General features: G+C 74.8%; 16 protein-coding genes. 6 read left to right on the top strand and 10 right to left on the bottom strand.

Features of this window, described 5'->3' with window-relative positions; translation table 11 throughout:
- Positions 1–35: 35 nt before the first annotated feature.
- The 3 genes from WMF36_RS10730 to WMF36_RS10720 form a co-directional block, all read right to left on the bottom strand.
- Positions 36–1,577 carry a M16 family metallopeptidase gene (locus WMF36_RS10730; RefSeq protein ID WP_437579510.1) on the bottom strand — a complete coding sequence of 514 codons (1,542 nt, stop codon included), beginning with the start codon at positions 1,575–1,577 and terminating at the stop codon, positions 36–38.
- A complete protein-coding gene (locus WMF36_RS10725) occupies positions 1,574–3,064 on the bottom strand; it encodes a M16 family metallopeptidase (protein ID WP_437579509.1) in 1,491 nt (496 codons plus the stop codon). The genes WMF36_RS10730 and WMF36_RS10725 overlap by 4 nt, the downstream gene beginning before the upstream one ends.
- Positions 3,065–3,232: 168 nt before the next feature.
- Positions 3,233–4,594, bottom strand: a complete 1,362-nt coding sequence (locus WMF36_RS10720; protein ID WP_437579508.1) for an MFS transporter — start codon at positions 4,592–4,594, stop codon at positions 3,233–3,235.
- 320 nt (positions 4,595–4,914) lie between these two features.
- On the opposite strand from WMF36_RS10720, the gene WMF36_RS10715 reads away from it, so the two are divergent.
- The 6 genes from WMF36_RS10715 (at position 4,915) to WMF36_RS10690 (ending at position 13,921) form a co-directional block, all read left to right on the top strand.
- A complete protein-coding gene (locus WMF36_RS10715; RefSeq protein ID WP_437579507.1) occupies positions 4,915–6,186 on the top strand; it encodes a hypothetical protein in 1,272 nt (423 codons plus the stop codon).
- 144 nt (positions 6,187–6,330) lie between these two features.
- A complete protein-coding gene (locus WMF36_RS10710; RefSeq protein ID WP_437579506.1) occupies positions 6,331–7,578 on the top strand; it encodes a hypothetical protein in 1,248 nt (415 codons plus the stop codon).
- The gene (locus WMF36_RS10705) at positions 7,579–8,601 is read left to right on the top strand and encodes a diacylglycerol/lipid kinase family protein (RefSeq protein WP_437579505.1); all 1,023 of its coding nucleotides are present in this window, start codon (positions 7,579–7,581) and stop codon (positions 8,599–8,601) included.
- A gap of 97 nt (positions 8,602–8,698) precedes the next feature.
- Positions 8,699–10,315, top strand: a complete 1,617-nt coding sequence (locus tag WMF36_RS10700) for a serine/threonine-protein kinase (RefSeq protein ID WP_437579504.1) — start codon at positions 8,699–8,701, stop codon at positions 10,313–10,315.
- A 19-nt stretch (positions 10,316–10,334) separates the two neighbouring features.
- Complete coding sequence (locus tag WMF36_RS10695; RefSeq protein WP_437579503.1) at positions 10,335–12,935, top strand: Kelch repeat-containing protein; 2,601 nt, start codon at positions 10,335–10,337, stop codon at positions 12,933–12,935.
- Positions 12,932–13,921: a hypothetical protein gene (locus tag WMF36_RS10690; RefSeq protein ID WP_437579502.1), complete on the top strand. Its 990-nt coding sequence runs from the start codon at positions 12,932–12,934 to the stop codon at positions 13,919–13,921. The genes WMF36_RS10695 and WMF36_RS10690 overlap by 4 nt, the downstream gene beginning before the upstream one ends.
- 21 nt (positions 13,922–13,942) lie before the next feature.
- Here WMF36_RS10690 and WMF36_RS10685 read toward each other — a convergent pair whose 3' ends face one another.
- From WMF36_RS10685 to WMF36_RS10655, 7 genes are all read right to left on the bottom strand, one after another.
- Positions 13,943–14,395, bottom strand: a complete 453-nt coding sequence (locus tag WMF36_RS10685) for a hypothetical protein (RefSeq protein ID WP_437579501.1) — start codon at positions 14,393–14,395, stop codon at positions 13,943–13,945.
- Positions 14,396–14,636: 241 nt separating this feature from the next.
- The gene (locus WMF36_RS10680) at positions 14,637–15,767 is read right to left on the bottom strand and encodes a hypothetical protein (RefSeq protein WP_437579500.1); all 1,131 of its coding nucleotides are present in this window, start codon (positions 15,765–15,767) and stop codon (positions 14,637–14,639) included.
- 119 nt (positions 15,768–15,886) lie between these two features.
- A complete protein-coding gene (locus tag WMF36_RS10675) occupies positions 15,887–16,261 on the bottom strand; it encodes a response regulator (RefSeq protein ID WP_437579499.1) in 375 nt (124 codons plus the stop codon).
- An 86-nt stretch (positions 16,262–16,347) separates the two neighbouring features.
- Entirely contained in the window at positions 16,348–17,715 is a 1,368-nt protein-coding gene (locus WMF36_RS10670; RefSeq protein WP_437579498.1) for an ATP-binding protein, read from the bottom strand.
- A complete protein-coding gene (locus WMF36_RS10665; protein ID WP_437489327.1) occupies positions 17,712–18,398 on the bottom strand; it encodes a response regulator in 687 nt (228 codons plus the stop codon). The genes WMF36_RS10670 and WMF36_RS10665 overlap by 4 nt, the downstream gene beginning before the upstream one ends.
- A gap of 58 nt (positions 18,399–18,456) precedes the next feature.
- Positions 18,457–18,687 (bottom strand): hypothetical protein, encoded by a 231-nt coding sequence (locus WMF36_RS10660; protein ID WP_437489325.1) that lies wholly within the window; start codon positions 18,685–18,687, stop codon positions 18,457–18,459.
- Between the two features lie 11 nt (positions 18,688–18,698).
- Positions 18,699–19,250, bottom strand: a complete 552-nt coding sequence (locus WMF36_RS10655) for a Spy/CpxP family protein refolding chaperone (RefSeq protein ID WP_437579497.1) — start codon at positions 19,248–19,250, stop codon at positions 18,699–18,701.
- Positions 19,251–19,507 lie beyond the last annotated feature (257 nt).

Here is a 19,507-nt window from a genome sequence, read left to right as displayed (position 1 = left end):
CCCGCTGCCGGCGCGGCGGGAGGAGCGCGCGCCGCTCAGGGCGCCTTCTTCGGCTGGATCGGCTGCCCCTCGACGTCCCACGCCTCCGGCTCGCCGAGGCCGATCGCCTGGAGCTGCGGCAGGATCTCCTGCCGCGGGCCCACGACCACGAGGGTCGCCGCCTTCGGATCCACCGCCCTCGCCAGCTCCGCGAGGCCGGCGAGCGTCGCCTTCTGCCGCGCCTCGCTCGCGGCGCCGTCGAACGTCTCGGGCAGCTGGAGCCGCGCCAGCGTCCCGAGGCGCTGGGCGGTGCGGTTCGCCGTCTCGTAGGCGGAGACGAGATCCGCGCGGTCGTGCGCCTGCACCTTCGCCAGCTCGTCCCGGGTCAGCCCGGAGTCTGCCATCTTGGCAAGCTCGGCGAGCATCTCCTTCAGGGCGGGTCCGGTCGCCTCGGTGACCACGGACGCCCGGGCCACGAAGACGCCCTGCTGCTTCGTCTCGCTGAACGCCGACGCGGCGCCGTAGGACCAGCCGTGATCCTCGCGCAGGTTCTGGTTCAAGCGCGACGTGAACGAGCCGCCGAGCGCGGTGTTGATCAGCTGGAGCAGCGGCCGCCGCGGATCGCTCGCGGCGACCCCCTCCCGCACGACCCCGATCACCGACTGCGGCGCCCCCGGGCGGTCGACGAGCACGAGGCGCGGCGGCTTCCAGGCCGGCGCGGCCTGCGCGGTGCCGGCCGGCGCGGCGCCCTTGGCGGCCGGCGCGGCGCCCTTGGCGGACCAGGTCCCGAGGTCGCGCGAGATCGCCTGCATCACCTCGTCCCGGGTGATGTCGCCGACCACCGTGATCACCGCGCGATCGGGGCGCCACGCCGTCTTGTAGAACGCCTCGACGGCCGGGAGCCCGATCGACCTGGCGTCCGCGAGCAGGCCCTCGACGGGGTGCCCGTATGGCGTGCCCGGCCCGTAGAGCGCGGCCGTCGAGACGAGCGCCGAGACCCGCGTCGGGTCGTCGCCGCGCTTCCTCAGGTCGTTCTGCCAGAGCTCGCTGACGCGCTTCCACTCCTTCGCCTCGAAGCGCGGGCGCGCGACGACGTCGGCGAGGAGCGTGAACGCCTTGCCGAAGTTCTTCTTCAGCACGGAGAGGGTCGCGAGGCTCCCGTCGGCGCGCGCCCCGACCGAGAGCGTCGCGCCGAGGTCGTTGATCGCGCTGGAGAGCTCCACCGCGCTGCGCTGCCCTGCGCCCTCGTCGAGCATGCTGGCCGTGATGTGGGCGAGGCCCGCCGCGCCCTTCGGATCGTCCGCCGATCCCGACGCGACGGCGACGGACACCGACACGATCGGCAGCGTGTGGCGCTCGAGCAGCCACACCTTCGCGCCGTTCGGCCCGTCGAGCACCACGGGCGCCGGCGGCGTGAACGGCTGCGGCCTGGGCAGCTCCGGCCTGGGCCCGATCGGGTCCGCGGGCTGGGCGGCCGTGGCCGGGGCGCTGGGCCGCGGCGCCTCTGCCCGGGCCGGGGACTGCGCCGGGGCCTTCGGCTCGCAGCCGGCCGCCGCGGCGAGCAGCGCGATCATCGCGCCTGCGTTCCTCGCTCTCATTTCGTCACCGCCTTCTTCGTCTCGTCGCTGCCCTTCGGCACGACCCGCAGGATCACCCGCGCGTCCGGGTCGAGCGTGCTCTTCGCGACCGCCTGCAGCGACGCCGCGGTCGCGTCGCGGTAGCGCTTCAGGTCCTGCTCCACGAACCCGGGCTGGCCCGTCCACGTCTCGTACCGGTTGAGCATCGAGGCCCGGCCGGCGACCGACTCGAGCGCCGTCACGAAGGCGGTCTCGTACTGGTTCCTGGCCCGGTCGAGCTCCTCGCGGCTCAGCCTTTCGTCGCGCACCCGGGCGAGCTCGGCGTCGATGGCGGCCTCGAGCTTGTCGAGCGGCACGCCCGGCCGCGCGATCGCCTCGACGGTGAACGTCGAGCCGAGATCGCCGGAGCTCTGCAGGGCGCTCACCTCCTGGGCGAGCGCCTTGTCGTAGACGAGGGCCTTGTAGAGGCGGCTCGCCTTGCCCTGCTCGAGCGCCGTGGCGAGGAGGTCGAGCTCGGCGTCGCCCGGCGCGAAGCGCGCGGGGCTGTGCCAGGCCATGACCACCTTGGGGAGGTTCACGTTGTCCTCGATCGTCTGCCGCACGACGCCGCTCAGCTTCACGGGCGGCGGCGTGGGCGCCGCGGGGACCGGCTGCCCCGGGATGCCGCCGAAGTACCGCTCGATGGTGTCGCGCGCCTTCTGCGGATCGAAGTCGCCGGCCACGACAAGGGAGACGTTGTTCGGCACGTACCATCGCCGGAAGAACGCCGTCACGTCGTCGACCGTCGCGGCCTGGAGGTCCTCGTGCGAGCCGATCACCGGGTGGTGGTAGGGGTGTCCCTTCGGGTACATCAGCGAGGGCAGGAGGAGGCCGACCTTGCCGTAGGGCTCGTTCTCGCTGGTCTGGCGGCGCTCGTTCCTCACGACGTCGCGCTGCGCGTTGAGCTTGGGGGCATCCATGCTGTCCGCGAGGGACGCGAACCTGTCGGCCTCGAGCCAGAGCAGGAGGGGCAGCGCGTGGGCCGGCGCCACCTCGTGGTAAGCGGTCCGGTCCTCGCTGGTCCACGCGTTGTTCGAGCCGCCCTCGGCCTCCATCCACGCGTCGAACTGCTTCGTGGGGACGCGGCGCGTGCCCATGAACATGAGGTGCTCGAACAGGTGCGCGAAGCCGGTGCGCCCCGGCTCCTCGAAGCGCGAGCCGACCTTGACCATGAGGTTGAGGGCGACCATCGGCAGCGCGTGGTCCTCGTGCAGGATCACGGTGAGGCCGTTCTTGAGGGCGTACTTCGTGAACGGGACGTCGAGCTTGGGCGGCGGAGAGGCGGCGGGCGGCGCTTCCGGCGCGGCCTTCGGGGCCGCCGCGGGTGCGGCCTTCGGGGGCGAGGGCGTGGCCTCGGGAGGCGCTGCCGGTGCGGTCTTCGGGCCGGAAAGGGAGAGGGCCGCGGCCGCGGCTGCCAGGAGCGGCCGGGCGAAGCGCGGGAGCGGCAGGTGTCGCGCGCGGTTCTGCATGGGGCGAGGGTTGAGCCGGCTGGGCCCGGGATGCAAGCGGGCGGGAGCACGGACGGTGAGGCGCGCCCGGCAAGGGCGCGGTTGTCAAGTTGTCACGGACAACGGGTGCACCGCGGAAGCGGAAGCGGAAGGGAAGCGGTGCGAGGCGGCGCGCGCGGCCGTCACGCGCTAGTCCCGCGGCACCCAGCGCGACAGGACGACCCCCGGGATCGACGCCGCGAAGGCGATCGCGAAGAACGCCGTGAACCCCACGCCGGCGGCCAGGTAGCCGCTCACGCTGCCGGCGAAGGTCGCGGAGACCGACATGAGCGCCGAGCCGATCGCGAAGTGCGACGACTTGTACCCGTCCACGCAGCGCCGCATCAGGAACACGACGAGCACCGCCGTACCGACGCCGGCGGCGAGCTGCTCGAGCGTGACGAGCGCGATGATCCACGGGAGCGTCGGCCGCGACCACGAGAGCGCGACGTAGAGCAGGATCGCGAGGCTCTGCACGAGCGCGATGGGGAAGATGGTGCGCGCGAGCCCCCACCGCTTGATGAGCACACCGCCGAGGGTCGCGCCGGCGATCGAGGCGACCGTCCCGATCCCGCCCACGTTGCCGCGCGCCGCCGTGTCGAGGCCGAGGCTCTTCAGCAGCGGCGACGACATCGCGAACATGAGCGCGTCCCCCGCCCGGTAGCAGAGGATGAACGCCAGGCTCGACGCGATCCGGGGCTGCCGCAGGAACACCCGGAACGGCTCGACATACCGCCGCAGCCCGGCGGCTCCAGGCGCCGCCGCAGCTCCGGGCGCCGCCGCAGCTCCGGGCGCCGCCGCAGCCGCCGGGCGCGGCAACCCCACCGCGTGGGCGCCCGCGAGCAGCACGAGCCCGGCCGCCGCGACCGCGAACGACGCGCCGAAGGACGCCCAGCCCGCGAACGCGACCAGCAGCGCGCCCGCGAGCAGCGCGAGCCGGTACGCTCCGACCCGCAACCCGGAAAAGCCAGCCTGCGCGTCCTTGTCGAGCGCCTGCAGATAGAAGCCGTCGACCGCGATGTCGTGCGTCGCCGCGGCGATGGCGACCAGCCCGAACAGCGCGGCGACGAGCCAGAGCGCGCCGCTGTCCGCCGTCGCGGCGAGCCCGAGGAGGATCACCGCGAGCGCGATCTCGGCCCCCAGGAGCCAGCGCCGCGGGCTGCCGTGGAGGTCGATCAGCGGGCTCCAGAGGAACTTGAGGTTCCACGGGAGCCCGTAGAGCGACACGAGGCCGATGATCGGAAGGCTCGCCCCCGCCGCCGTGAAGAACTCCCCCGCCACCTTGTGCGCGATCGCGTAGGGCAGGCCCTCGGCGAAGTAGGTCGACGAGATCCACAGGCCCCGGCTCGCTCCCCGCGCGGCCGGGGCTCCGCACGCCACCGCCACGCCGGGCTCCCCCGCCGCACCGGGCGCCCCCGCGGGGGCGCCGCGCCTCGCGGCCTCCGCTCCCTGCTCGGGCAGCGCGACGACAGCGGGCTCGACGGACTTGTGGGATGTGACGACTGCCTCCACGCCTTCTCCGCGCCTTCTGCGCACCCTTACACGAGGCGCCCCGGGGCTGAGCAAGTTCCAGGGCGCTCGGGAACGCAGACCACCGCGCCGGGCCGCGCGGACGCCGACGCGAGGGGAAGCCGCGGACCCCATTGCGAGCGACGCTGTGGTATCGGTCCGGCATCTGGTTTAACGGTGATCAGCATGCGACGGGCTTGCGCTCCTTCGGTGTCCCCCTGCCGTGACGGCCGCGACGCCGATCGCGGCGCTCCGTGGCGGGCCGGCCGCGCGGTCGCCCTCGCGCCGACCTGCCCATCTCCGGTCTTTCCGAGGGAGCGAGCGTGAACGAGTACACCCGGCGCGAGGAGGTCCGCGCCACCTTCATCGCCTCGGCCATCCTCGTCCTGTGCATCGCCATGGCGGTCCTCCGGCTCGTGACCGTGGACGGCAGGCTCGTCCTGGACCCGGGCGCGCGGCGGCAGGCAGAGGAATCCGAGGCCCGCCTCGCCCCCGCGCGCGCGTGCGCCCTCGCCGGCGAGAAGCTCATCGTCGAGATCGACCTGTTCAAGAAGGCCGCGAAATCCGCGCGCATGCCCGCCCCGGGCGAGGAGCCCCCGGCGCCGCCGCCGGTCACGAGGACGCGCGCGCAGCGCAACACCCCGCCGCCGCCCAAGCCCAAGGAGCCGGACAAGCAGGGCGCGTGGGCCTCCGCCCAGCCGCTCCACAAGCAGGTCAAGACGCTGGCGGGCTGCCGCGAGGCGACCGAGGCGCTCCTCGGGGCGCGGGTGAGCGCGATCCCCGGCTGGGACGCCATCGCCAAGGCGGCCGCGATCACGCCGCCGGCCGCCGAGGAGGCCGAGCAGTTCGAGGCGGCGAAGCAGCTGCTCTCGCTCCTCGCCGACATCCCCGCCGACAAGGTCGCGCAGGCCACGAAGGACGCCGAGGCCGCCTACAAGGCGACCGCCGAGCGCGACCGGGAGCGCGCGACCACCGCGGTGGTCCGCGAGCCGCTCCCCCAGGGCGTCTTCTCCCGGCGCGTGGCGGTGAGCGTCGGCGTCGGGCTGACCGTCTGCGCCCTGCTCATCAGCTACCTCGGCGTGCGCGCCGCCTCGATGCGCCGCCTCGCGACGCTGCTGCCGCTGCGCGACGCCGTGCGCAGCGGGCGCCCGGGCATGCAGGCCGCCGAGATCCTGAAGACCGCGGCCGCGTACAACAGCGGCGAGCCCGGCATCGTGATCGGCGCGGCCATCGGCGGGCTCTCCGCCGCGCTCCTCGCCCCCAAGGACGCCGATCTCTTCGTCGCGGGCGTCATGGCCGGCCTCCTCATCGGCCTCGGCGCGCAGTGGGCCTTCCGCCTCGCCGTCGGGGCGAGCCGCTGGCGCGCCCGCGCCACCGAGCTCGCCGAGGTCGAGAAGCCGGCCATCCCGATCGTGCTCGTCCTGAGCGGCGTGAAGCCCGGCCTCGAGCCGGAGTTCATCCAGTTCCTCCGCTCGCTGCCCCCCGCCGACGCCGCCGCGGCGGTCGAGAAGCTCGCCTCGCAGGCCGAGGAGCGCATCCTCGCCGCCGCCGACGCGGGCGCCGCCTTCCTCCAGGGGAAGCCGCCGCCGGGGTGACGCCCACTCGCGCAGGGCGCCCCGCCTGCCCCCTGCCCCGTCGCTGAACGCCCGCGCGCCGTCGCGGAGGACAGCGCCGCGGCGGCGCCGGTGCACCGAGCGCTCGATCCGCACGCCGTTTCATGGAATGGAGGCCCTCCCGACATGAGACATCCTCTGCAGGCCCGCAGGCCCCCCGGGCGATGGGCGCTCCTCTCGCTGCTCGCCGCCACCTGGTGGCTCGCCGCGCCCCCTGCAGCGGCGCAGGACCCGGCCGCCGGGCAGCCCGGCGCGCCGCCGGAGCCCCCGCCCGCCGCGCAGGCCGCCCCGCAGGCCCCCGCCCCGCAGGCTGACAGCGCACCGCAGGCCGACAGCGCAACGCAGGCCGGCAGCCCGGCGCCGACCGACAGCCCTCCGCCGGCCGACGGCGCGCCGCCGCTGCACGCCGACGGGGCGCCGGCGGCGGACGGAGCCGGCGCAGGCACCCCGCCCTCCAGCGCGGGCGGCGCAGACCAGCGCGTCGAGCGCAGCCCGGCGCGGCGCGACAGGCCGGGGGCCACGAGCAGCCTCTCCGCCCCCTCGAAGAAGCGCCGCGGCGACATCAACCCGTGCATGACGCCCGATCCGGGCTGGGGCGTCTACGACCGGTGGTCCCGCGCGCCCTCGATCGGGCAGATGATCATGCCGCACCGGGGCGGGGTCACGAAGCGCGGCGGCTTCGACGTCCTCATCCACTTCCACGGCCACGAGGCGCTCCGCAAGGAGTTCGTGAAGACGGCCGACGGCGCCGTCCTCGTCGGCATCGATCTGGGGATCGGCTCGGGCGCGTACTCGAGCACGTTCTCGGCGCCCTACGTCTTCGAGCACCTGCTCGACAGCATCGAGCGCGCGGTGGCGAAGAAGACCGGCAAGAAGAAGGTCTACATCCGGAAGCTCGGCCTCTCGGCGTGGAGCGCGGGCTATGGCGCCATCGAGCAGATCCTGCGCCAGAAGGCCGGCAAGCGGGTCGACGCGCTCGTGCTGCTCGACTCGCTGCACGCGGGGTACGCCGACGAGCAGCAGCGCAAGCTCAAGGTCGCGCAGCTCGAGCCGTTCATCGCGTTCGCCCGGCGCGCCGCGGCGGGCGAGGCGTTCATGTTCATGAGCCACTCCTCCATCCTGCCGCCCGGCTACGCGTCGACCGAGGAGACGGCGAGCTTCGTCGTGCAGCAGCTGCGGGGCAAGCCGAGGGGCTCCTCCCGCCGCGACGTGCTCGGCCTCGACATGATCCGGCGCTACGATCGCGGAGACTTCCACCTCCGCGGGTACACCGGCGACGACAAGCCCGACCACTGCGCCCACCTCGGCCTGATGGCGGACGTCATGCGGGTCCACCTCAAGCCGCGGTGGAAGACGCCGCGAGGCCGGCGCTAGATGGGCGGCATCGGCGTCATCATCAACCCCCGCTCGCGCCAGAACCAGGGCGATCCCCGCGCGGCCGTCCGGCTCGCGCGCACGCTCGGCGACCACGGCGTGGTCCGCACCGCGCGCACCCGCGAGGACCTCGCCCGGATCGCGGAGGACTTCAGGAAGCTCTCCATCGACGTGCTCGGCATCTCGGGGGGCGACGGCACGAACCACGTCACCATCACCGGCTTCCTCGACGTCTACGAGGACGAGCCGCTGCCGCCGATCGCCTTCCTGCGCGGCGGGACGATGAACACCGTGGCCAACGCCGTCGGCGTCCCCCGCGGGCGCCCCGACGGCCTGCTCGCCGGGCTCATCGCCCGCTACACCGACCGCGGCCGGCACCCGCTGCGCTGGATCGAGCGCCATGTGATGCACATCGGCGCCCACTACGGCTTCATCTTCGGCACCGGCTGCGTCCACGGGTTCATCGCCGAGTACAACCGCAGCGAGGAGCGGAGCGCGCTCTGGGCCGCGAAGGTCCTCGCCCGCGCGAGCGCCGCCGTGCTCCTCAAGACCGACACCCAGGTCGCCGCGCGCTGGGAGGGCCGCGTCCACTTCGAGGACGGCACGGCCTTCCCGGAGCGCGATTACCTCGCCGTCGCCGCCGGCACCGTCGACCAGATCGGCCTCGGGTTCCGCCCGTTCCACCGCTACGACGAGCGCCCCGAGAGCTTCCACATGCTGGGCATCCACACCTCCGCGCTCGGCTTCGTCAGGAAGCTGCGCGATATCTGGCGAGCGCAGCCGATGGGCGAGGCACACACGTTCGAGAAGATCGCCCGGCGCGCGGTGCTCGAGGCCCGCTCCGGTGTGGTCCGCTATGTGTGCGACGGCGACGTACACGAGCACGTGGGCCCGCTCACGGTGCGCATCGGCCCGCGGGTAAAGATCCTCGTGGAGCATAAATCCGGCCATCGCCCTGTCTCAGCTCGTCGCACGTTGCACGACGTGTGGGCTCCCGGCGGGGGGGGCGCGCGCCGGCGCTGACCGCGCTCCCCTGCGCTGACCGCGCGCTGCTCTGCGCGCGCGGTCAGCGCGAGACCATGGCTGTGGGAGGCCAGCAAAGTTAGAATACCCTCGCTCCATGTCGCCGCGCTCAACCTCCGCGCCCGCACCATCGACGGGCTCGACGCTGCGGGCTGAGGGCGCGAGCCGCTCCTCCCCTTCCTCTGCGGCCTTCCCGCGCGGCAGCGCTCCCGACTCGGGCGACCCGGAGTCGCTCGATCTGGCGCTCCTGTCGTCGCTCCGGCAAGCCAGCGCGCCGTCGCCCGGCCCGGGGCGGTCGACGCGGCGGACCTACCGCGAGGGCGACGTGATCGGCGGCAAGTACCGGCTGCGCTACGTCCTCGGCGAGGGCGGCATGGGGATGGTGTGGCTGGCCCACAACGACGTGCTGAACATCGACGTCGCGCTCAAGTTCATCCGGCGCGAGGTCACCTCCACCGAGGCGACGCTCCGCCTCCAGCAGGAGGCGCGCGCCGCGGCGCGGATCGATCACCCCTCGATCGTCCGGGTGCTCGACTTCGGGGAGTCCGATCACCTCGATCCGTACATCGTGATGGAGGTCCTCCGCGGCGAGCAGCTGGTCGAGGCGATCGAGCGCAGGAAGCGCTTCTCGCCCGCGGCCGCGCTCCGCATCCTGCTGCCGATCGCGAGCGCCCTCGCCGCGGCGCACGACCGCAAGATCGTCCACCGCGATCTCAAGCCCGAGAACATCTTCCTCGTGAAGAACGATCGCGGGGACGTCACCCCCAAGATCGTCGACTTCGGCATCGCCAAGGTGTGGAGCGAGACCGCGGGCGGCGACGTGACCAAGGCGGGCACGGTGCTCGGCAGCCCCGACTACATGTCGCCCGAGCAGGCGCGCGGCATCACCGACGTCGACGGGCAGACGGACATCTGGGCCTTCTCCGTGGTGCTCTACGAGACGATCACGGGCCAGAGGCCGTTCCTCGGCGGCAACTACCACGAGCTCGTGGCGGCGATCCTCGTCAAGGATCCGGTGCCGATCACCGAGCTCGGGGTCGGCGACGCGACGCTGTGGGGCATCATCGAGCGCGGGCTCGCGAAGGAGCGCCCGGAGCGATGGCGAACCATGCGCGACATGGGCGTGGCGCTCGCGCGGTGGGCGACCGAGCACGGGGTCGAGGAGGACGTGGCCGGGACGTCGATCGCCGTCCACTGGCTGAGCGACGGCGGCCAGCGGCGCCTGTCCGAGCGGCCGCCCGCGCGCGCGTCGTCGAGGAGCGGCGCGGACGTGGAGACGGCCGTGCGCGAGGAGAGCGCGCGCGCGGGCGGCGGCCGGCGACGCGCCGCCGTCCTCGCGCTGGCGGCGGTCGCGGCGCTCGTGACGCTCGGCCTCGCGCTGTTCGCCCTGCGCACCGAGACCGCGCGGGACGCCGGCGCCGCGCCGCCCCCGGCGGCGCCGCCCGCCGCGCCGCGCGACCCGTCCGCGCCCGCCGCGGCCGCGCCGCTGCCCGGGCAGGGCGCCGGGAGCCAGGGCAACGCCGGGCCGGAGCGCTCGGCCAAAGCGCTGCCCTCAATCGGCGAGCCGCGCCGCGGGCCCGCGGACAGCGGCGCCGCCGAGCGGGAGCCCGCGGCGGTTCCCCGGAACCCGGGCGCGCGACGGAGCGCGGTCCCGCGGACGAGCTCGAAGACCCCTGGCGCTGCCCTGCCGGTCCCGGCTCGGCCGAACTTCTGAAGCCGCGATGCCGCCGGAGGTGAGACCCGCGCGCGAGACGCGACATCGCGAGCCCACGCTCGGCGCGCGCTGGCCGCTGCTGCTCGCGCTGGCCGTGCTCACCGGCGCCTGCTCGCTGCTCGCGGAGAGCGCCCTCTCCGACAAGCCGCCCGAGGGCGGCGCCGAGACCCCGAACGGCGGCGCGTGCGCGCCGGGCTGCGCGGCGGACGCCTGCTGCGGCGGCGCGTGCGTCGACCTGAGCCAGGACGGAGAGCACTGCGGCGCCTGCGGCAACGCCTGCGGCGCCGGGGAGTCGTGCTGCGGCGGGTCGTGCACCAGCGTGCTGAACGATCCGACGAACTGCGGCGCCTGCGGCGCGCCGTGCCTGCACACGCTGTGCGTGGGCGGCCACTGCTCGTCCGAGTGCGTCTTCGGCTTCGACAACTGCGACGGGAACATCGTCACCAACGGCTGCGAGGTCGACCTCACCAGCGATCCCGAGCGCTGCGGCGGTTGCTCCTTCCGTTGCCCTTCGGGCGCGATCTGCGACGAGGGGCAGTGCGCCTGCGCGCCGCCGCTCCTCGACTGCGACGAGCGCGACGACACGGGGTGCGAGACCGACGGCTCGTCGAACCCCGCGAACTGCGGCGGCTGCGGCATCACCTGCGGGCCGAGCATGGAGTGCCAGGCGGGCGTGTGCGGGTGCCAGCCGGGGTACGACGACTGCAACGGTTCGCCCGATGACGGCTGCGAGTCGACGCTCGGCACGAGCGAGCGCTGCAGGGCCTGCGGCGACACCTGCGCGGACGGCATGACCTGCGACGCGGGCGGCGGCTGCGCCTGCGCGAACGGGCTCCTCGACTGCGACGGCCTGCCCGGCTGCGAGTCGCCCGCGGCCGACCCGGCGACCTGCGGCGCGTGCGGCGCGCAGTGCGCGCCGGAGACGCCGTTCTGCGACGGCACGGCGTGCATGGCCACCTGCGCCGCGGGCCTCGCCGCGTGCGGCTTCTCGTGCGTCGACATGCAGACCAGCCCCAGGCACTGCGGCGCGTGCGGCGTGGCCGCGGGGCCGCACCAGCACTGCGAGGCGGGCGCGCTGGCGTGCGACGCGGGCTTCGCCGACTGCGATCCGGCCGTCCCGGGCTGCGAGTCCGACCTCGCCAGGGATCCGCAGCACTGCGGCGCGTGCGGCACCGTCTGCAAGCCGGGCGCCGCGTGCGCCGCCGGCGCGTGCGCGTGCGGGGGGTTCACGCCGCACGACTGCGGCGCAGACTGCCGCGCCTGCTGCTCGGACGCGGACTGCTCCGATGGCGACGGCTGCACCGCGGACGTGTGCGCCGACGGCGGCACGGTGTGCCGGAGCACGGCCTGCGCCGAAGGACAGCAGTGCTGCAGCCTCGTCGCGTGCCGCCAGTGCTGCACAAGCGCCGACTGCAGCGGCGACGAGATCTGCTCGGGCGGCGCCTGCATCCCGCCCTGCGGCAGCGGCCTCGCGGCGTGCGACGGGGCGTGCGTCAGCCTGGGCTCGGCCGAGCACTGCGGCGCGTGCGGAAACGCGTGCCTGAGCGGGCGCGAGTGCCGCGACGGCGCGTGCACGCCCGCGTGGGTCCTCATGACGAGGATCGGCGCGCCCGCGCCGCGGCAGCTGGCCGCGGCGACCTGGATCGGGAACGCGCTCTTCGTGTGGGGCGGCCGCACGGCGAGCGGGGACGTGGACGACGGGGCGCTCTACGATCCGGCGCGCGACGCGTGGTCGTCGCTGGGCGGCGAGGGCGCTCCCTCGGCCCGCGTGGTCGCCGGCGCGGCGTGGACGGGCTCCCGGGTGCTCGTGTGGGGCGGCGGCACGTTCGCGAACACGTCGGGCCTGTCCACCGGCGGCGCGTACGACCCGGTGGCGCGGACCTGGCGCGCGATGAGCACCACGGACGCCCCCACCGCGCGGCGGTCGCCGTTCGCCGTGTGGACCGGCACGCGCCTCCTGATCTGGGGCGGCACCGCGGGCGGCGCCCCCGCCGCCGGCGGCGCGCTCTACGACCCCGTCGCCGACGCGTGGGCGCCGGTCTCCAGCGCCGGCGCGGCCCCCGCGCGCGACGGCGTCGCGTGGGCCTGGTCGGGCACGGAGCTCTACCTGTTCGGCGGGCGCGCCGGCGAGGCGACCACGAACGAGGGGTACGCCTACAACCCCACGACGGACGTGTGGCGAGCGCTGCCCACCGCGGGCGCGCCGGGCCCGCGGGCCGACGCGTTCGCGGTCTGGATGGGCAACCGGCTGCTCGTCTGGGGCGGCCAGGACAAAGACGACGACATCCTCAGCGACGGCGCGAGCTACGACGCGGCGGCGGGCACCTGGCTCGCCATCGACAACAAGGACGCCCCCTCGCGGCGCAGCCGCAGCGAGCGGCGCACCGGCTGGACCGGGTGGACGGGCGCGCGCGCGCTCATCGCAGGCGGGCGGAGCGACGCGACGTTCAGGAAGGACGGGAAGCTGTACGATCCCATGGCAGGGTGGGGCGCGAGCATGTCGCCCGCGGCCAAGCAGCACAGCTACGGCGTGGGGGTCTGGACGGGGACCGAGCTCATCCTGTGGTCCGGGATCGACGGGCTCTCGCTCGTGGCCGACGGGGAGCGGTTCAGGCCGTGACGCCGCGGCGGACGCGAGCGCTCGCGGGCCCCCTCGCGCTCCTCGTCGCGGCGGCGGGGCTCCTCGCCGCGCCTGCGCCCGCCGCGGCGCAGAGCGCGGCCGACGTCGCGGTCGCGCGCGAGATCTTCATCGAGGGCTCCGAGTTCGCCAAGCAGGGCCGCTGGGAGGAGGCGCGGAAGCAGTACGAGCGCTCGCTCGCGATCAAGCGCGCGCCGATCACGCTCTACAGCCTCGGGGTGGCTCAGCAGCAGACCGGCCAGCTCGTCGAGGCGCTGGAGAGCTTCCGCGCGTTCCTTGTCGAGCCGTCCGCGCCAGCGACGAAGGAGTACGAGAAGCTCGCGCGCCAGGCGGTGCAGGAGCTCGAGCGCCAGATCGCAGCGCTCGATCTGAGGTTCTCCCCGGACGACGTCGCCGGCCTCGCGGTGAAGATCGACGGGGTCGACGTGCCCGTGGCGGCGCTCGATCGGCCGCGGCCGCTCAACCCGGGGGACCACACGGTGACCGCGCGCGCGCCGGGTTACCGCGAGGCGCAGCGGACCGTCGCCGCGGCGCCGGGGAGCCGTGTCGTCATCGTGATGAGCCTGGAGCGCGACGCCGCCATGCTGGACGCGTCCGCCGGGCCGCGGGCGCCCTCGGCGAGCGCGCGGCCGGGTGGCGCGGCGCTCCGCTCCACGCCCGACGCCGCGACGGTCCGCGTCGTGCCGATCGCGCTGCTCGCCGGCGGCCTGGCCACCGTCGCGGCCGGCGTGGCGATCGGCCTCCTCGGCGTCGCGAGCGCGTCGGACGCGCCGACGCGGGACGGGGACACCGCCGACGCCGCGCGCGCCCAGGCGCTCGCGGGCGACCTCGTCGCGGGCGCCGGCCTCATCGCGGCGGGCGCCGGCGTGCTCGTGCTGGTCCTCGATGGCGACCCCGCCGGCGCCCCGCGCAGGCAGGCCTCGCCGCGCGCGGCCCTCGGCCCGCTCCGCCTCACGGTGCGCTTCTGACCTGCCGCGGAGGGCCGGTCGCTACGCCGTCGGCATCTCGCTGCGGTCGAGGCTCACCACCACGAACGCGCCGTAGTTGAGGATCGTGAGCGAGTCCTCGTCCACGATGAGCACGCGGACGCACTGGGGCGGGGATGGAGCGAGCAGGTCGGCGTAGGGGTCGAGCGGCGCCTCGTCCGCGGGCGGCAGCGCGGCGTGCAGGAACGCGTGGAGCCGCGCGCGATGGCCGACGATGACGCTCGCGCCCGGCGGCTCCGCGCAGCCGGGCGCGGCGCTGCGGAAGAACAGCCGGCGCGCCGCCGGAGACACGACGAGGATCGCCGCGTCGGTCACGTCGAGCCCGCTGCACGTGCACAGCTGCTCCACGCGATCGCTCACGGCGTCCTCCACCGTGCGGAACAGCCGCAGCCGCCTCCGCTGTCCCTCGGTGAGGCCCGGCTCCTCGAGGTAGGCCTCGAGACTGCACCCGTGCATGTTCCGCCCGCACCCGTAGGTCATGCCGCCTGCGCCGTGGCGCCGCCTGCCCGCCCGCCTCTGCCAGCCGGGTCGGACAGCCGCCACGCCTCCCCGCATGGGCGCTCATGCACGGGATTAGCCAACGCCCCCGGGCACCGCCGCGCCGCTCCAGGGCAGGGCGCGGTCGCCAGGCTCTCCACGGTCCACGGGCGGCGACCGGGACGCTCGCCGCCCTCGCCCCTGCGCGGCGGGCCGGCGGCTACTGCGCTGCCGGCGTCGCGAACTTCGCCGTGAGCTCGACCTGGGCCACGCTGCGCTGGGCGGCCTGCTGGGCGCTGGCGCCGGGGGGCACGAGGAGCGCCTGGAGCCGCTGCGAGGCGTCGGCGGTGCCCGGCGCGTAGCTCGACGGCGACCAGGTGAACGTGCCCTTTCCAGAGGAGTCGACCCGGTCGATGGTCAGCGTGACCTCGCCGTTCGGGCCCGGCAGCTTGAGATCGGCCCCCTCCGCGTACTGGCGCGTATCCACGCTGAACGAGACGAGATCTCCCTCCACCTTCTCGATCTTGAAGACCCGGTACCGCAGCACCGGCAGCTGCGCGCCCGACACCACGACGCGGTCGGCGACCATCCAGTAGGCCCCCGCGCCGACGGGCTTGTCCGGCAGCGGCGGCGTGAGGAGCGCGATGGCCTCCCCGAGGGCGGCGAGCACCGGCTGGAGCCCGGGATCGGCGTCCTTGGCCAGCTCGGGCCTCTGATTGCTGGCCACGTTCGCCGGCGAGAGATCGTAGCGCAGCGAGCTGCCCTTCAGCTTCGCCAGCGCGTCGGCGAGCTCCTTCGGCGGCCCGCCGACGGACATCGACGCGAGCGTCGCCGACGTGACCTTCGCGGTCACCTTCGTCGGCGCCGCGCCTGCCGCGGGCGCGGCCGCGCCGTCCTTGGGTGGGTCCGCCGGCTTCTCCGCCTTGAGGCTCACGCCGAAATCGAGGTTCGGCATCCCCTGCGGCCCGCCCATGCGCAGCCCGAGCGTGATGGTGAGCTTTTGCTCGGATTTCGGGTCGATCTTCGGGGCGAGCCTGGCCCGCGGCTCGCTGCCGTCGTCGATGACCTCGAGCTTGTAGGGCACGTCCTTCGGGAGCGCGGCGAGCGCTGCTTGCGGCGAGAACACGCCGTTCTCCGGCGGGCCGTCCGCCGCGCTGCCCGGCGGCGACCGCTTCTCGGGGCCGCCCGGCGCCGCCGCCTCGGCGAGCGCTGCGCCGAGCTTGCCGCCGACGACCGGCAGCGCCGGGCCGGCGTCGAGCGCGCCCGCATCGACGGCGACCTGCGCCTTGCCCTTGTCCCCCTCGCAGCCCGCGAGCCCCGCCAGGGCGACCGCCGCAAGCATCGAAGCCATAACCCCGCGCCACCGAGTGTGCATGACCGCGGGTGTAGCCAAAACCCGCGCCGCGTTCCAGCACGCTCTTGCGCCGGCCGTGGAGCCGCCGTCGCGGCGGGGAGCCGCCCGACAGCCTGTCAGCGCCGCCGCGCGGCCTTGAGCCCGCCGATGTGCTCCAGGAGCTCGAGAGGCCGGAACGGCTTCGCGTAGTACGCGGTCGCACCGAGCTCCTCGGCGCGGGCGCGCGACTCGCGGTCGTCGAGGGCGCTGATCACGATGATCGGCAGGCTGGCGGTGGCCGGGTCCGCGCGGAGGCGCGCGCAGACCTCGAAGCCGTCCATGCTCCCGGGGAGCATCAGATCGAGCAGGATCACGTCGAAGGGCTCGGTCAAGGCGCGCTCCATCGCCTCGCGGCCGGTGCCGACGCCGATGACCTCATGGCCGCTCGCGCCGACCAGCGCCTCGATCATGCGCCGGATCGCGTCCTGATCTTCACAGAGAAGGATACGCATGGTCGCGAGCTCACGGAGCGTCGCACCCGCGCCATCGCGCGGTCAAGCGGGAACGCCCCCGCCGGCCCGGTCCGCTCGCGATCGGGCTAGGCGCGGCGAGGGCGGCCGGCGAGGCGCGCGGCGCTGGCGGGCGGACGCAGCGCGAGCTCGATGCCCACGCGCGCCCCGCCGCCCTCGCGGCTCTCGGCGAACGCGCGGCCCCCGTGCGCCTCGGCGATGCGCTTGCACAGCGCCAGGCCCAGGCCGAGCGAGCCGCGCTCGGCGCCGCTCTCGCTTCCCTGCACCCGCTCGCGCCGGAAGAACGGCTCGAAGATGCGCGTCTCCTCCCCGTCCGCGAACCCGGGGCCGCGGTCCTCGACCTCGAAGACCACGCGGCTCGGACCGCCGGGACGGACCCGCAGCCGCTCGGCCCCGCCTGCGTGCGCGCGCGCGTTCTCGAGCAGGTTGGCGAGCGCGCGCGCCAGCAGCGTCGCGTCCGCCGCGAACGCCGGCGTCCCCTCGGCGACCTCCAGCAGCGTCGGGTCCAGCCCGGCGCGCTCCAGCGCGCGGATCGCGGTCTCGGCCGGGTTGAGGCGCGACACGGTGAGGGCCGCGAAATCGATGCGCGAGCTCGCCAGGAGATCGCCGACGAGCGCGTCGATCTCCATGACCTCGCGATCGAGGTCGTCGAGCACGGACACGCTCGGCCCGCCGTTCCCGCGGGCCAGCTCGGTGAGCAGGCGGATCCGGGCGAGCGGCGTGCGGAGCTCGTGCGACACGGCGGCGAGCAGCTCTCGCTGGTCGGCGACCTGGCGCTCGATGCGGCCAGCCATGTCGTTAACCGCCTCGGCGACCACGCCGACCTCGCCCTGGCCGTGGCAGTCGAGCCGGACCCGGCTCGACAGCTTGCCGGCGCCGATCTCGTGGGCGACGTGGGCCAGATCGACGAGCGGGCGGGCAAGGCGGCGCGAGATGAGGCCCGAGGCCCCCCACAGGACGACGCCCACGGCGAGCAGCGGCAGGGCGAGGCGGAGCGACGCGCCGGAGCGGCCGCGCCCGGGGCAGAGGAGCACGGTGCCGAGCGGACCGCCCTCGCCGCGGACCGGCGCGACAAGGGTCTGCGCCCGGCAGGGCTGGCCGTACCGCGCGAGCCTCCGCCCCGTCGCGTCGCGGAGCTCGAGGTCGGTGTCGAAATCCTCGGCGATCACGCGGGCGAGGGCGTCGCGGGCCACGGGATCGGCCCAGACCCGCTGGAACTGGTGGCCCACGAAGGCTCGGGCGCGGGCGTGCTCGTGCCGCCAGCCGGAGTTGCCGACGCGATCGATGGCCCCGACCGTCGCGAACGCGGCGAACGCGGTGATGAGGATGGTCGCGCCGAACCACATGAAGATCCGGCGATGCAGCCGCGCGCTGAGGAAGCGGCCGATCGAGACCTTCCGCCCGTTCTCGCTCAGCCAGGACCGGTAGCGGATCACGCGCGGTCCTTGGCGAGCACGTAGCCGACCCCGCGCACGGTCTTGATGAGCTTCGGCGACCTGGGATCGTCGGCGAGCTTCTGCCGCAAGTGCGAGATGTGCACGTCGACGGTCCGCCCGCCGACGTTGACGTCGCCGCGGCCGGCCTCCTCGAGGAGCGCGTCGCGGGCGACGACGCGGCCGGCGCGCCGCGCGAGGGCCACGAGGATGTCGAACTCGATGCCGGTGAGCTCCGTCGGCTTGCCCGCCACGCTGACCACGCGGCCGGGCACGTCGATGGCGATGTCGCCGGCCACGATCCGCTCGCCGGCGGCGTCGGGCGTGGCGCGCCGGAGCACGGCCCGGAGGCGCGCGAGCAGCTCGCGCGGGCTGAACGGCTTCGCGATGTAGTCGTCGGCGCCGATCTCGAGGCCGACCACGCGATCGGCCTCGTCGCCGCGGGCGGTGAGCATGAGGATCGGCATCGAGCTCTTCTGCCGGATGCGGCGCACGACCTCGATGCCGTCCATGCCGGGCATCATCACGTCGAGGAGGACGGCGTCGAAGGTGCCCGCGGCGAGCGCCGCGAGGCCTCGCGCGCCGTCGCTCGCGACGGTCACCGTGAACCCGTTCTGCTCGAGGTAGCTCGCGAGCAAGGCGTGGAGCCTTGTGTCGTCGTCGATGAGCAGCAGCCGCAGCGCCATGGAGGACCCCGGGGAGCAGGGGCGGCAGCGCGCGGCTGCCGCCTCCCTTGTGTATAGCTCAGCGGCCCGCGCCGGTGTCGGGCTCCGGCGCTCCGGGGCGCGCGGGCGCGGCGCTCCGCCACGAGGAGCGCTCGGCCCCCCGCGCGGCGTCCACGCACAGGGACGCGACGTGACGCTGGAAGGCGTCTCGGCGGGCCTCTGCGCGGCAGCGCAGCGAGGAGAAGCCGGAGGCGTAACCGAAGACGGTGCCGAGGACGAGCAGCGTGATCGTGATCTGGCGTCGCATCATGGTCTCCTCCTTCACGCCCAGTCGCCGTGGGTCCTGTAGGGATCGGCGCGGTGGCCGCGCCCACCGGCCCTGCCGGACGACCACAGGTCGCGGAAGGCGGCCGGCCCGATCTCGATGAGATCCGCGAGCTGCTCGCGCTGGCGATCCTCGAGCACGGCGTGGACCTTGCCGAGCGCGCCGACCGCGGCCTTGCGCAGCGACTCGATGGCGGTGTCGTGCCGCGCGAAGAGCTCGCCGAGGCGCGTCTCGTCGAGGCTCGGGCTCCGCATCGCGGCCGCGACGTCCGCGCGCGTGCTGCGGATCTCGCTGCGGTGCGCGTCCGCGGCGGCGCGGAGCTCGTCGACGGCCGAGACGATGACCTTCTCCTGCGACGGCGTGGTGCCGAGCCGGTCGAAGAGGAACGACAGGAAGAAGCGACGGCGGAAGCCGAAGCCGCCGAAGCCACGCCGACCGAAGGAGCGCGGCCCCGCGCCCCAGTGCCCGCCGCAATCGTACCGGCCGCCGCGCCTCAGGGTCATGATCAGGCCGATCAGACAGGCCGTTCCAACGACGAATCCCAACATGATGAGTACCCTCCGTGAGCGTCTCCGCTGTCGATACGTGCACGGGGCATGTCCGCGCGGCCCCGGTTCGTCCGGACGCGAGCGCGGCCCCGGCCGCAGGTGACCGGAGCCGCAGACGCGCGGCCCCGAGCCACGACGAAGCTGCGCAGGGCGTGTGAAGAATGTGCAGGAACGCGCGTGAAGAAAGATGAAGACAGCCGCGCGGCGCTCGGCGCTGGGCGGCACGGCGCGCCGTGCTGCGGCCGCGCCGTGCTGCG

The sequence above is a fragment of the Sorangium sp. So ce887 genome (assembly GCF_051521455.1).
Lineage (GTDB): Bacteria > Myxococcota_A > Polyangia > Polyangiales > Polyangiaceae > Sorangium.
The sequence above is the reverse complement of the archived record's forward strand: the minus strand, read 5'-3'. Positions and strand labels throughout refer to the sequence as shown.